Below are 12,982 nucleotides of genomic sequence, written 5' to 3' on the forward strand. Positions count from 1 at the left end.
CCGCACATTGGGGCGATGGGTGTCGAGCAATACAATGTCCACTTTCTTAAATAGTAGCCGCTTCCGCTGGATGGCCTTTGCGCTGATGTGGGTCATCATCGGCTTCGGCGCCTTCGTGGCTGCCGACAAGATCGGGCGCGTCCAAGCGACGAAGCGGCTGATTGCCGATTCCACCACGGACGCCGAGCTGAAAACGGCTTTGCTGAATGTGGCACTGGAGCGCCCGCGCGTCCTGCCACTCGTCCTCTCCCGCGACAGGGATATCACCGAAGCATTGGAGAATGGCGGCGCGGCCGTTCAGCGTCTGGACGAAAAGCTGGAGGGGCTGATCGAGGGCACGCAGGCCTCGGTCATTTATGTAACGGATGCGAAGGGCGTCACCATTGCGTCCAGCAATTGGCAGACACCCGAGAGTTTCGTCGGCTCCAATTATGCCTTCCGGGACTATTTTCGCAGAGCCATGGAAACGGGCATGGCGGAGCATTACGCGCTTGGCAATGTCAGCCGCCGGCCGGGGCTCTATATCTCGCGGCGGATCGATGGCGCAGGTGGCAAGCCGCTCGGCGTCGTCATCGCCAAAGTGGAATTCAACCGGCTTGAGACCGACTGGAATATCGGCGGGCGTCCCGTTTATATCGTCGATTCCAACGGTGTGGTGCTGATGACAAGCATACCCGAATGGCGGTTCAAGACGGTGGCGCCGATCGACGAAGCCAAACGGCGAATGATTTCCGCCAGTCTCCAATTCGGAGAGGAAGCGCTCTCTCCCTTGCCGGTAACCGTGCGATCCAAACTCGGTCCGGATGTGGCGCTGGTTGAGGTGAACTCCCCGCCAGCGCTGAGAGGAGATTATCTTCGTCTCGAACTTCCCGTTCCGACGACCAGATGGTCGTTGCATTATCTTCAGCCCGTGACGCCGACGACCAATGCCGCGATACGCGAAAGCCGGATCATTGCTCTTGCCGCCCTCATGCCGCTCTTTGCGCTGTCGGCAATCTGGCTTCGGCGTCGGTTAAAGGCGGAGCAGGCACAGGCTGCTGCAGAGCGGGCGCGGGCGGAGTTGGAGCGTCGCGTGCAGGAGCGCACCGTCGATCTCACGATGGCGCGCGACAAGCTTCAGGCCGAAATTCTGCGACACGAACAGACGGGTAAGGAGTTGCAGAGCGTTCAGCACGATCTTGTCCAGGCAAATCGGCTCTCGATCCTTGGCCAGGTTGCGGCGGGCGTCGCGCATGAGATCAATCAGCCCGTGGCGACCATTCGCGCCTATGCCGACAATGCGCGTGTACTTTTGAAGCGAAAGCGCGCCGAAGAGGCGGATGAGAACCTAGAGAATATCGCCGCACTGACCGAGCGCATCGGCGTCATCACCAGCGATCTCAAAATCCTCGCCCGCAAGGGAAGGACCGCAGCCGAGCCCGTCAGCCTTCGTCTGGTCGTGGAAGGGGCGGTGGTGTTGTTGCGCAGCCGCTTTTCCGGTCGCATGGACATTCTCGATCTCGATCTGCCCGACGAGAGCGTCAAGGTGATGGGAAGCCGCATCCGCCTGGAGCAGATCGTCATCAATCTCCTGCAGAACGCGCTTGAAGCCGTCGAGGAGAAGACTGATGGTCGCGTCGACGTGCGGGTCGAGGAGGAAAAGGACGACGTTGTGCTGAAGGTTCGCGACAACGGACCCGGTATCGCCGCGCCTATTCTCGAGCAGCTTTTCTCGCCCTTCAACACGTCGAAGGAAGGTGGGCTTGGCCTCGGCCTCGTCATCTCCAGCGATATCGCCTCGGATTACGGTGGCCGGATCGAGGTCGATACCGGCGAAAGCGGCACATGTTTCTCTGTCTATTTAAAGCGGGCATAACATGACGGTAATGGGAACGGTCTATCTGGTTGATGATGACTCGCAGCTTCGCAAGGCGATGCGGCAGACGCTGGAACTCGAAGGCATGACGGTGATGCCTTTCCCCAAGGCAGAGCTGGCGCTCGATGCCCTGGAAGAAAATTTCGACGGTGTGATCGTCACTGATGTGCGTATGCCCGGCATGGATGGCCTGCAGTTTTTCGAGCATGTTCGGAAGATCGACGCGGATCTACCGGTCATTCTGATCACCGGCCATGGCGATGTGCCAATGGCGGTCAGTGCGCTGCAGAACGGCGCTTATGATTTTATCGCCAAGCCCTTTCCCGCCGAACGCATGGTGGAAAGTGTGCGCCGTGCGCTGGAGAAGCGCCGGCTGGTGATGGAAAACAGGGCGTTGAAGCAGGCGGCTGACCAGTCGATCGACGACATGCCGCTGCTTGGCCAGACGCCTGCGATGGAGCGCCTGCGCAATACCTTGCGCCACATCGCCGATACGGATGTGGATGTGCTGGTGGCGGGAGAGACCGGCAGCGGCAAGGAAGTGGTGGCGACTGCCCTTCACCGCTGGAGCAAGAAGCGCAGCCACGGAAACTTCGTGGCGTTGAACTGCGGTGCCTTGCCGGAAACCGTGATCGAAAGCGAGCTTTTCGGCCATGAGGCCGGCGCCTTTACCGGTGCGCAGAAGAAGCGTATCGGCCGTATCGAATATTCGAGCGGCGGGACGTTGTTTCTGGACGAGATCGAAAGCATGCCGCCTGCTTTGCAGGTGAAGATGCTGCGTGTTCTGGAAATGCGTGAGGTATCTCCGGTTGGCTCAAACGAGGAGCGTTCCGTCGATATTCGTGTCGTTGCCGCCGCCAAGGTGGATCTCGGGGATCCCGAGCAGCGTAAGGATTTTCGCGAGGATCTCTATTACCGTTTGAATGTGGTGACGCTCTCCATCCCGCCATTGCGCGAGCGGCGTGCCGACATACCGCTGCTTTTTTCTCACTTCGTCAGCAAGGCTTCCAGCCGCTTTGGCATGCCGGTGCCGCAGATCGGCGCATCCGTTTCGCGCTTCCTCAACGAACATCAATGGCCGGGCAATGTGCGTGAACTCGGACATTTCGCCGAGCGTGTGGTGCTGGGACTGGAAGGCGGGCAGCCGCAGATTTCCAGCCCGGCTGCGATATCGAGTGGATCAGGGACGCTTTCCGAACGCATGGATCGGCAGGAGGCGGACATCATTCGCGAAACACTGGAGAAGCATCAGGGTGACGTTGCCGAAACCATCGCGGCGCTCGGAATTGCGCGCAAGACCTTTTACGACAAGCTGCAGCGCCATAACATAAACCGCTCGGATTACGTCCCCAAATGAGGGTTATCCGAGCGGTTCAAATTCTTAAAAATCCAGGCTGTAGCGGTCAGCCTGCGACGCAGAAGTGACTGTTTCCATCATTGCCGATATAGGTACCGCTGTTCGGATTGAAGCTGCGGTAACGCTGCGAGCAATAGTTATACCAGGACTGGGACCACGGTTCGATCGTGCGGTAAACCTGACGCTGTCTGTAGACGGGGCGGGGCTCGTAAACCGGCTGGGCGCGATAGACCGGGCGTGGTGCGGGACGATACTCGCGATAGTCCGGATCATCATATGTGTAGCTGGGCTGATAGGTCTGGTAGCGGCGGACCGGAGGAGGCTCGGCATAGACCGGCTCTTCCTCATAACGCGGCTGCGACAAGGCCGAGCCGACGGCGACACCGGCAGCGAGGCCAAGAACACCGCCGATGATGGCCGCGTCGCGATTTCTGTGACGCCAGTCGCCAGCCGATGCCGTGTTCAAGGGTGCCAGGACGGTTGCAGATACCGCGAGGGCCAGGAGAGATTTAGCTGCAATCGAAGCCATGTTCATTTTCCATCAAAACGGCAGTTGCCCGCCAGTTGTTATCCGATGGTTAAGAAAATAGATTCCGCAGGCTGAACGGGCGCTGAATGAATTGTGGCAGGACCGAAACGCTTAACCTGCCACCATATGGCTAGGCGAAAACGCTTCCATCAGTCCCAGGTAGGGCTTTTCGACGGGGCTTGCATAGGCACCCCGCTTTGCCGTGGTGAGCTTCAGCGAGATCAGGGTCTCGGCATGTTTGACCGCTGCCGAAACACCATCGATGACGGGAACGCCAAATTCATGTGACAGCTCTGCCGCGAGATCCGCCATGCCGGCGCAGCCAAGCACGATGGCCTCCGCCTTGTCTTCTTGAAGCGCTGCCGTGATCTGGGCCCGTAGCCGCGGCAGGGCGTCTGAACTCGGGTCTTCCAGCGACAGGACCGGAATGTCCGCCGCCCGCACCTTGGCGCGCGCGCCCATGCCGTAGCGATGGACCAGATGTTCGAGCGGCAGGCGGGAGCGTTCCATGGTGGTGACGACGGTGAAGCGTTGCGCGATGAAAGCCGCGGTCGCGACGGCTGCCTCGCAGATGCCGATGACGGGGATGGTCGCAAGCGCGCGCGCCGCATCGAGGCCCGTATCGTCAAAGCAGGCAATGACTGCAGCCTGTGCGCCGCCCTTTTCCGCCTTGGCGATCTCCAGGAGAAGCCCCGGTATGGCGAAGACCTCGTCGTAATAACCCTCGATCGAGACCGGTCCCATCGACGACGTCACGGCGACGATCTCCGTCGAGGCGGAAGCGACCGCCTTGGCCGCCGCCTCGATCGTCTGGGTCATCGACTGGGTGGTGTTGGGATTGACTACGAGAATGCGCATGATGTGCGGGTCAGCCTTTCGAGCGGCGGCGGTTCATGGCGGCAATGATGCCAAGCGTTGCGCCGATGACGATGAGAGAGAAGAAAGTGGTGACGGCACCCAGGGCATAGAGCACCGGCGTGGTGACGTTCGTCGTCATGCCGTAAATTTCGAGCGGCAGCGTATTATACGTGCCGGACGTCATCAGGGTTCGGGCAAACTCGTCATAGGAAAGCGTGAAGCCGAACAGGCCGACGCCGATCAGGCTTGGCGCAATCATCGGCAGCACCACGTTGCTGAAGGTTTGCCAAGAATTTGCACCCAGATCACGTGCCGCTTCTTCGTAAGATGGCGAGAAGCGGTTGAAGACCGCAAACATGATGAGGACGCCGAAGGGCAGGGTCCATGTCAGCTGTGCGCCGAAGGCGGAGCTGTACCATGCAGGCTCCAGGCCAAGCTGCTGGAAAAGCACGCCGATGCCGAGCGAGATGATGATCGATGGCACCACAAGACTTGCAACCGAGAGATAAAAGAGCGGGGTGGCGCCGACGAATTTGCGGCGGAAGGCGAGGCCAGCCAGAAGCGAAACGAGCACGGTGACGATCATCACCATCACGCCCAGCATGAAGGAGCGTCGGAAGGAGCCGCCAAAATCGCCGACCGCCTGCTGCTCGAAGAGGTTGGCGAACCAGTGCAGAGAGACGCCGTTTAGCGGGAATGTCAGGCCGCCATTCGGTCCCTGAAAGGCCAGGATCAGGATGGCCGAGAGCGGGCCATAGAGAAACAGCACGAAGAGGGCGAAGAAGATGGCAAGGATGTAGAATTCGCGACCGCGTTTTTCCGAATGCATGGATCAGAGCTCCTTACGGATATCGACGACCCGCAGAATGCCTGCGACCATCAGGAGGACGAGGGCGAGAAGGACAACGGCGTTTGCGGCAGCGGCCGGATATTGCAGGAGCGACATCTGGTTCTTCATCATCAGGGCAACAGAGGCACTCTGTCCGCCGGACATGACCTGCACGGTGGAGAAATCCGCCATGACCAGCGTTACGACGAAGATCGTGCCGATGGCCATGCCGGGCTTCGCCAAGGGAATGATGACGTTCCACAGCACCTGCCAGCTGGACGCGCCCGCATCGCGCGCGGCCTCCACCAGCGACTTGTCGATGCGCATCAGCGTGTTGAAGATCGGCGTCACCATGAAGAGCGTGTAGAGATGCACCATGGCCAGCACGACGGCGAAGTCCGAATAAAGCAGCCATTCGATGGGTGCCGGAACAATTCCCAAATTCACCAGCGCACTGTTGATCAGGCCGTTGCGACCGAGGACTGGGATCCATGAAATCATGCGGATGATGTTTGAGGTGAGGAAGGGCACGGTGCAGATGAGGAACAGGACCATCTGCATGGTGGTGGTGCGAATATGGAAGGCCAGAAAATAGGCCACCCAGAAGCCGAGGAACAGCGTGATTGCCCAGACGAGGAAGGCATATTTCAACGTGTTGAGATAGGTCTGCCACGTCACCCAGGAGCCGAGCGTTTCGGTGTAGTTGAAGGTGACGAAGTCGGGATACATCTGGGCAAAGTCATAATCCCAGAAGCTCACCACCACGATCATCAGGATCGGCAGGAGAAGAAAGAAGCCGAGGATCAGCGCCAACGGCGTTGCCTCGATGTAAGACACAAGTCCCTTCGGCAGGGTGAAGGGCTTACCCGCTTTTTCTTTCTTTTCGCCAACGCCTATAAATCTGACCGTCGCCATTCAATGGAACCCTTTATTGTTGTCATGATCGGCAGCCTCGCACTGCCGGTCCTAGTGCGATAACGACGGATTGAAACCTCCCCGCCGTCATGGTCGGCCCCCGGATCAAGTCCGAGGATGACGAAAAGCAAGTGTTGAAGGTATCGGCAACCGAAGACCGGCGGCGTTGAACCGCCAGCCTTCTTGTTCTCATCAAGCAGCGATGAACTCGTTCCAGCGACGGACCATGTAGCGGTCTTCGTCCATGACGGAGTTCCAGCAGGCGACCTTGCCCATGCGCTCTTCGAAGGAGCCGCCATCGCGCACAGCGCCAGCCTTTTCCATGACCTTGCCGTCCGGAGCGATGATATCGCCCTGGGCAGGCTTGCCTTCTACCCAGTAACCCCACTCGTCGGCGGTCATGTAGTTCTTCGCGGTATCCATGGCAGCGGAGTAGTAGCCCTGGCGGTTGAGGTAAGCGCCAACCCAGCCGGAAGTGTACCAGTTGATATATTCATAGGCCGCGTCGAGCTTCGCGCCGCTCAGGTGCTTGGCGAGACCGAGACCGCCGCCCCAGGAGCGATAGCCTTCCTTCAGCGGCTGGTATTTGCAGGCGATGCCCTTGGAGCGAACGGCGGCAACCGCTGGCGACCACATGGACTGGATGACGACTTCGCCCGACGCCATGAGGTTGACGCTCTCGTCGAAGCTTTTCCAGAAAGCGCGGAACTGGCCGTCCTTCTTGGCCTTGATGAGGAAATCGATGGTCTTGTCGATTTCGGCCTTCGTCATATTGCCCTTGTCGGCATATTTGATGTTGCCCATGGCTTCCATGATCATCGCAGCATCCATGATGCCGATTGATGGAATGTTCAGGATGGAGGTCTTGCCCTTGAACTTCGGGTCCATGATATCGGCCCAGGTGGTGATCTCACGGCCGACGAGATCCGGGCGAATGCCGAGCGTATCGGCATTGTAGATCGTCGGAACCATGGTGAAGTATTCGGTCTCGCTCTTGGCAAACTTCTTGTCGCCGGGCTTTTCGACATAACCCACCGTGTGGGGTGCCGTGCCCTGGGCAATCACGCTGTCCGGCGTCAGCTTGCCGGTTTTGAACAGCGGCACGATCTTGTCGTAATATTTCAGCTTCTTGATTTCCATCGGCTGGATCACACCGGCCGGATAGACCTTCTTCAGGATCCAGTATTCGATGTCTGCGATGTCGTAAGAGTTCGGCTGGGTGACGGCGCGCTGTGCGGCTGCATCCGAATCCGTTGCCGTCATTTCAAGCGTGATGCCGAGGTCCGCCTTGCACTTTTCGGCAATCGCATTGATGTTGGACACGCCCGTGCCGAACTGGCGCAGCGTGATCGGGTTCTGCGCCCAGATAGTGGGGAAGCCGGTGATCAGGCCGGAGCCGACGGCAGCACCCGTGGCGGCAGCGCCCGCCTTCAGGAGACCGCGGCGGGTCAGGCCCTTTTTCGTCTTGTTGGAATCGGTCATTTCAGTTCTCCTCTGGTTGTTTTATGGTCGTTATTCTACCCGTCCGAGCACGATGGCATCGTCCGCATTCCAGGAAAGAGGTATGGCATCGCCAACCTTGATGGGATTTTCGAAGAAGACCGCGTCGGTCAAAATCACGTTGAAATCGTCGATGCCGGCACCGTTGACGGCAAGTTTGACGCTGGCGCCGCGGTACTCGACGTTGGAGACGATGCCGGTGAAACCAAGGCCAGGCGCCCCTTCGCCGATGCGCACACGGTCGGTGCGCACGGCAATATCGACCGCATCATCCGGCGGTGTCTTGCCGCTGGCCTTGAAGATGCCGCCGCCTGCCACTTCCAGCGTCACCATCTCACCGTCAACCTCTTTCAGGCGACCCGAGATGACGTTGTGATCGCCCATGAAGCGCGCTACGAAAGCCGTTGCGGGGCGCTCGAACACCTCGCGGGGTGCGGCGGCCTGCTCGATGCGTCCGTCATTCATGACAACAATGATATCGGCCAGCGCCATGGCCTCTTCCTGGCTGTGGGTCACATGCACGAAGGTAATGCCGAGCGAGGTCTGGAGCTTTTTCAGCTCTGCACGCATGCGGATCTTGAGGAAGGGATCGAGTGCGGAGAGCGGCTCGTCCAAAAGCAGCGCTTCCGGGTCGGTGATGAGCGCGCGGGCAAGGGCGACGCGCTGCTGCTGGCCGCCTGAAAGCTGGGCAGGACGGCGGGTCGCATAGGGCTCAAGCTGCATCAGCTTCAGCATTTCGAGCGCTTTAGCCCGCCGGGTCTCCTTGTCCGCGCCCTTCATCTTGAGGCTGAAGGCGACATTGTCGACGAGATCGAGATGCGGGAAAAGCGCATAGGATTGAAACATCATCGCCGTGCCGCGCTGGGCCGGCGGCAGATCGGTGACGACCGTATTGCCGAGCCGAACATCGCCGCTGGAAATGGTTTCATGGCCTGCGATCATGCGCAGTGTCGAGGTCTTGCCGCAGCCGGACGGACCCAACAGACAGCAGTAGCTGCCCGCCGGTATTTTCAGGCTAATGGCGTGAACGGCCGTGGTGCTTCCATAGACCTTGGTAACGGCGGCGATGTCTATCTCGGCAGCTTTGCTCATGCATGATCCCCTGCTTGTTGCAGATGAACTTGCATAAGCCGTGCCAATTTCAGGCTTACGTGTCTAACCGATTGAAACGGCAGCGCTTTTATTTTAGCTGGCGCGACTTTGATCAGCCTCTGCCACTTGCATGCACAAAAAAGCAGCTATTGTTTTCAATAGCGGGCAGGATTGTATGCAATTTTGCGGGAGCGATGGCCGCTTTGATGTTTCCACGTCGCGACTTTCGCGATAGTAAGAAAATAAATCGGGAAAAAGCAATGACACTTTCGCAACTCGAACCCGACATGGACAACGCGCCGGGGGATCGCGCGCAAGCAATTCGCGATACCTTGCGCGATGCGATCGCAGATCGCCGTCTCACACCGGGAACGAAGTTATCAGAGGCCGAAGTCGGCGCGCTCTTCGATGTCAGCCGTACGGTCGTACGCGCTGCCTTGCAGATGCTGAGCTTTGAGGGACTGGTGAGGACGGAGCGAAATAGGGGCGCTTTCGTATCCAATCCATCGCCGGATGAAGCCCGTCAGGTCTTTGCATCTCGTCGCCTCATAGAACAGGGCATCGTTGCCGCAGCGGTGGAACGGATCACACCCGAAGGCATCGCCAGCCTGCGCGCCCATCTGCAAGAGGAAACGCGATACCAGCATGAGAGGGGGCCTTCTGCCCGTCGAGCGGAGATCAAGGCTTCAGGCGATTTTCACCTGCTCCTGGCCTCACATGCCGGCAACGCCATTCTCGAAAAATTCATGGGCGAACTCGTCGCCCGCTCCTCGCTTGTCATCGCCCTTTATGGCCGATCCGGCATTTCAAGCTGCGGCCATGGCGATCACTCTGCCATTCTCGACGCGCTGGAAGCTCGCGATGGAGAAAAGGCCCATCGGCTGATGATGCATCACATCGATCACATCGAGGCCGATCTCGATCTGCGTGTGAAGGAAGGCCTGGCGCTGAAGGAAGCGCTGGCGCTGTAACAAAAGCCGTGCGCGCAAGCGCCGCACGGCCGTTGTGTTATGCCGCGTAGCGGCTGATTCCGAGGTCGGCGGTATCGATGTCCGGCTTGTTGCCCGACACCAGATCCGCCAACACCCGCGCCGAGCCACAGGCCATAGTCCAGCCGAGCGTTCCGTGTCCGGTGTTCAGGTAAAGGTTCGCGTAGCGCGTCGCGCCAATCACCGGCGTGCCATCCGGCGTCATCGGCCGCAGTCCGCACCAGAATTTCGCCTGGGATTGATCACCGGCACCACCGAACAGGTCTTCCACCGAATGTCTCAAGGTCGCCTGGCGTTTGGCGGGCAGATCCTTGTTGAAGCCGGCAATTTCCGCCATGCCGCCCACGCGGATGCGGTCGCCGAGGCGGGTAATCGCCACCTTGTGCGCCTCATCCATGACCGTGGAGATCGGCGCCTTGGCCGCATCGACGATCGGCACGGTGATCGAGTAGCCCTTGACCGGATAAACCGGCAGGTCGAGACCGAGATGCTTGAGAAAATGCGGCGTGTAGCTACCAAGCGCGCCAACAAAAACATCCGCTTCGATCAGGCCCTTGCTCGTCTCAACGGCCTTGAGGCGGTTGCCTTCGACGATAGGGCGCATGATGCCGGTGTCGTAGATGAACTTGACGCCAGCCTGCTCCGCCAGTTTCACCAGCTCCGAGGTGAACATGAAGCAGTCGCCCGTCTCATCGCCCGGCAGCCGCAGGCCACCGACGATCTTGTCCCGCGCGGAGGAAAGACCCGGCTCTACTGCAACGCAGGCGTTACGATCAAGAATCTCGTAAGGCACGCCACCGGCTTTGAGAACCTCGACGTCCTTGCCGATACCATCGAACTGCTTCTGGGTGCGGAAGACTTCCAGCGTCCCCTGCATGCGCTGATCGTACTGAATGCCGGTCTCGTCACGAAGCGCCATCAGGCAGTCGCGGCTATACTCGGCGATACGTACCATGCGGCTCTTGTTGACGTTGTAGCGCGCAGCCGTGCAGTTGCTCAGCATCTGGATCATCCAGCGCCAGGCAGCGGGATCTGCGGTGGGGCGAATGATCAGCGGCGCGTGCTCCATGAAGAGCCACTTCAGCGCCTTCATCGGAATGCCGGGTGCTGCCCAGGGCGAGGAATAGCCCGGCGATACTTCGCCGGCATTGGCGAAGCTGGTTTCCAGTGCCGCTGCCGGCTGGCGGTCGATCACGGTCACGGAATGTCCGGCCTTGGCGAGGTACCAGGCTGAGGTGACGCCAATGACGCCGGCTCCAAGAATGGTAATGTTCATGCTGGCCTCACAGGTTTCGAGCAATAGTGGAAGAAGCGGCAGCCTGCTTTTCCGGATAAATATAGCGACGGCGATAGCGCTGGCCCAGCCGCGTCAGTATTTCATAGGCGATCGTGACTGCATCCTCGGCAATTGCCTCGAGCGGCTGGTTCGGGCCGATGATTTCGACGAGGCTGCCGTGGGTGAGCGTGCCTTCGGGAAGGGCGGAGATATCGAGCGTGATGCTGTCCATCGAAACGCGCCCGGCAATAGGAAGCCGAACGCCGTTGAAATAAGCGGCACCTCGGCTGCTCAGCGCGCGCGGCAGCCCATCGGCGTAGCCTGCGGCAATCGTTGCCAGACGGGTATCGGCTTTGGTGCGCAGCGAGGCACCGTAGCCGACGAAGCTTTCAGCCGGCACTGTACGAGTTTGAACCACGGCAACGCTCAAGCCGACGACCGGCTTCATCGGATTGGGATGAACTGCCGATGGCGCGCCCCCATAAAGCGCGATACCCGGTCGCATCAGGGCGTTATGGTAGTCCGTGCCGAGAAAGATGCCGCCGGAATTGGCAAAGCAGACCGGCACACCGGGAAACTGCTCGGTGGTTTTGCGCATAACGTTAAGCTGCAGCGCATTGGCCTCATGATCCGGCTCGTCGGCGCAGGCGAGATGGCTCATGATGCAGGCAAGATCGATGCCTTTGAGCATGGCTGGTGTCGCCAACAGCCTTTCCACCTCGTAAGGCGCCAGTCCTAGCCGCGACATGCCAGTGTCGACTTGCAGGGCAGCGGGCAGAGTCTTGCCAAGGACGGCGGCTTGCGCCGACCATTGGGCGACCTGCTCCAGCGAGTTGAGCACCGGAATGATATTCAGCGCAGAGCAGGAGGTTTCGTTTCCGGGCTGGAGGCCATTGAGAACGAAGATTTTCGCATCGGGCGCGATGTGCAGACGAAGAGACAGCGCCTCATCAATATGAGCGACAAAGAAGTGCCGGCATCCCGCATCGTAGAGGACGGGCGCGACGATATCGGCACCAAGACCATAGGCATCTGCCTTCACCACGGCACTTGTCAGCGCATGCGGCGCCTTGGAGGCAAGCGTCAGATAGTTGTCACGAAGGGCTGCAAGATCGATCGTCAGATAGCCGCTTGCGCCACCTTGAGCTTTCTGCTGCTGGAGGGTCATGTCCATTGTCGTTCCCCTTGTTCTTTTGGCAACAGAGTATTGCAATGATCCTTGAATTTAAGCAGGGTAAGGCGAAGAAAATTCGATAAATTCGTTTTTCTTGCAATTTCATGCGATCAATCGGAATGAAATCATGTCTGCTCTCGACGCTACCGATCGTCATATCATCCGCCTGCTTCGGCTGAATGCCCGCATCAGCAATGCCAAGCTTGCCGCTGAGGTGGGGTTATCGCCGTCCGCTTGTTTGCGTCGCGTGGATATTCTGGAGAGGGAAGGCGTCATTCGCGGCTATACGGCCATCACCGGAAGTGCTGCCGGTGGAGAGGTGATTTCGGTCATCGTCCAGATCACCCTCGACCGGCAGACGGAGGATTTTCTCAATCGCTTTGAAAATGCCGTGCGACGCTATCCGGAGGTGCGAGAATGCTATCTCATGACCGGCGGCTCGGATTATTTTCTCCGCGTCGAAGTGGAAACGGCGGGCGATTTCGAGCGGGTCCACAAGGATATTCTCTCCAAGCTTCCGGGCGTCTCACGCATCCATTCGAGCTTCGCCATCCGCAATGCGCTCGCCGCCCCCAAGCCGCGTGCGACGGAGCGCAAATCTTGATCGG

At 59.3% G+C, this 12,982-nt stretch carries 12 protein-coding genes; 4 read left to right on the top strand and 8 right to left on the bottom strand.

Going from position 1 to position 12,982, the window contains the following annotated elements; genetic code table 11:
- Positions 1 to 34 precede the first annotated feature (34 nt).
- Positions 35 to 1,855 (top strand): sensor histidine kinase, encoded by a 1,821-nt coding sequence (locus AC07U5_RS17885; RefSeq protein WP_494723817.1) that lies wholly within the window; start codon positions 35 to 37, stop codon positions 1,853 to 1,855.
- Position 1,856: 1 nt separating this feature from the next.
- Positions 1,857 to 3,212 carry a sigma-54-dependent transcriptional regulator gene (locus AC07U5_RS17890; protein WP_333631222.1) on the top strand — a complete coding sequence of 452 codons (1,356 nt, stop codon included), beginning with the start codon at positions 1,857 to 1,859 and terminating at the stop codon, positions 3,210 to 3,212.
- Between the two features lie 46 nt (positions 3,213 to 3,258).
- On the opposite strand, the gene AC07U5_RS17895 is transcribed toward AC07U5_RS17890, so the two are convergent.
- From AC07U5_RS17895 to AC07U5_RS17920, 6 genes are all read right to left on the bottom strand, one after another.
- Positions 3,259 to 3,741, bottom strand: coding sequence for a BA14K family protein (locus tag AC07U5_RS17895; RefSeq protein ID WP_062423727.1), 483 nt, complete (start codon positions 3,739 to 3,741; stop codon positions 3,259 to 3,261).
- Between the two features lie 111 nt (positions 3,742 to 3,852).
- Positions 3,853 to 4,599 carry an aspartate/glutamate racemase family protein gene (locus AC07U5_RS17900; protein WP_153310824.1) on the bottom strand — a complete coding sequence of 249 codons (747 nt, stop codon included), beginning with the start codon at positions 4,597 to 4,599 and terminating at the stop codon, positions 3,853 to 3,855.
- A gap of 10 nt (positions 4,600 to 4,609) precedes the next feature.
- On the bottom strand, positions 4,610 to 5,428 hold the full coding sequence (locus AC07U5_RS17905; RefSeq protein ID WP_062423729.1) for an ABC transporter permease: 819 nt from the start codon (positions 5,426 to 5,428) through the stop codon (positions 4,610 to 4,612).
- Positions 5,429 to 5,431: 3 nt separating this feature from the next.
- Complete coding sequence (locus AC07U5_RS17910) at positions 5,432 to 6,343, bottom strand: ABC transporter permease (RefSeq protein ID WP_062443958.1); 912 nt, start codon at positions 6,341 to 6,343, stop codon at positions 5,432 to 5,434.
- A 192-nt stretch (positions 6,344 to 6,535) separates the two neighbouring features.
- On the bottom strand, positions 6,536 to 7,825 hold the full coding sequence (locus tag AC07U5_RS17915; protein WP_062423731.1) for an ABC transporter substrate-binding protein: 1,290 nt from the start codon (positions 7,823 to 7,825) through the stop codon (positions 6,536 to 6,538).
- Between the two features lie 30 nt (positions 7,826 to 7,855).
- A complete protein-coding gene (locus tag AC07U5_RS17920; RefSeq protein WP_494723818.1) occupies positions 7,856 to 8,935 on the bottom strand; it encodes an ABC transporter ATP-binding protein in 1,080 nt (359 codons plus the stop codon).
- 260 nt (positions 8,936 to 9,195) lie between these two features.
- On the opposite strand from AC07U5_RS17920, the gene AC07U5_RS17925 reads away from it, so the two are divergent.
- On the top strand, positions 9,196 to 9,906 hold the full coding sequence (locus AC07U5_RS17925; protein ID WP_494723819.1) for a GntR family transcriptional regulator: 711 nt from the start codon (positions 9,196 to 9,198) through the stop codon (positions 9,904 to 9,906).
- Positions 9,907 to 9,943: 37 nt separating this feature from the next.
- Here AC07U5_RS17925 and AC07U5_RS17930 read toward each other — a convergent pair whose 3' ends face one another.
- Positions 9,944 to 11,200 carry a D-amino acid dehydrogenase gene (locus AC07U5_RS17930; RefSeq protein WP_494723820.1) on the bottom strand — a complete coding sequence of 419 codons (1,257 nt, stop codon included), beginning with the start codon at positions 11,198 to 11,200 and terminating at the stop codon, positions 9,944 to 9,946.
- A 7-nt stretch (positions 11,201 to 11,207) separates the two neighbouring features.
- On the bottom strand, positions 11,208 to 12,374 hold the full coding sequence (gene alr, locus AC07U5_RS17935; RefSeq protein ID WP_494723821.1) for an alanine racemase: 1,167 nt from the start codon (positions 12,372 to 12,374) through the stop codon (positions 11,208 to 11,210).
- Between the two features lie 127 nt (positions 12,375 to 12,501).
- Here alr and AC07U5_RS17940 point away from each other — a divergent pair, with 127 nt between their 5' ends.
- Positions 12,502 to 12,978, top strand: a complete 477-nt coding sequence (locus AC07U5_RS17940) for an Lrp/AsnC family transcriptional regulator (protein WP_062423735.1) — start codon at positions 12,502 to 12,504, stop codon at positions 12,976 to 12,978.
- Positions 12,979 to 12,982 lie beyond the last annotated feature (4 nt).

Source organism: Agrobacterium sp. GW821-FHT02D03 (genome assembly GCF_059421725.1).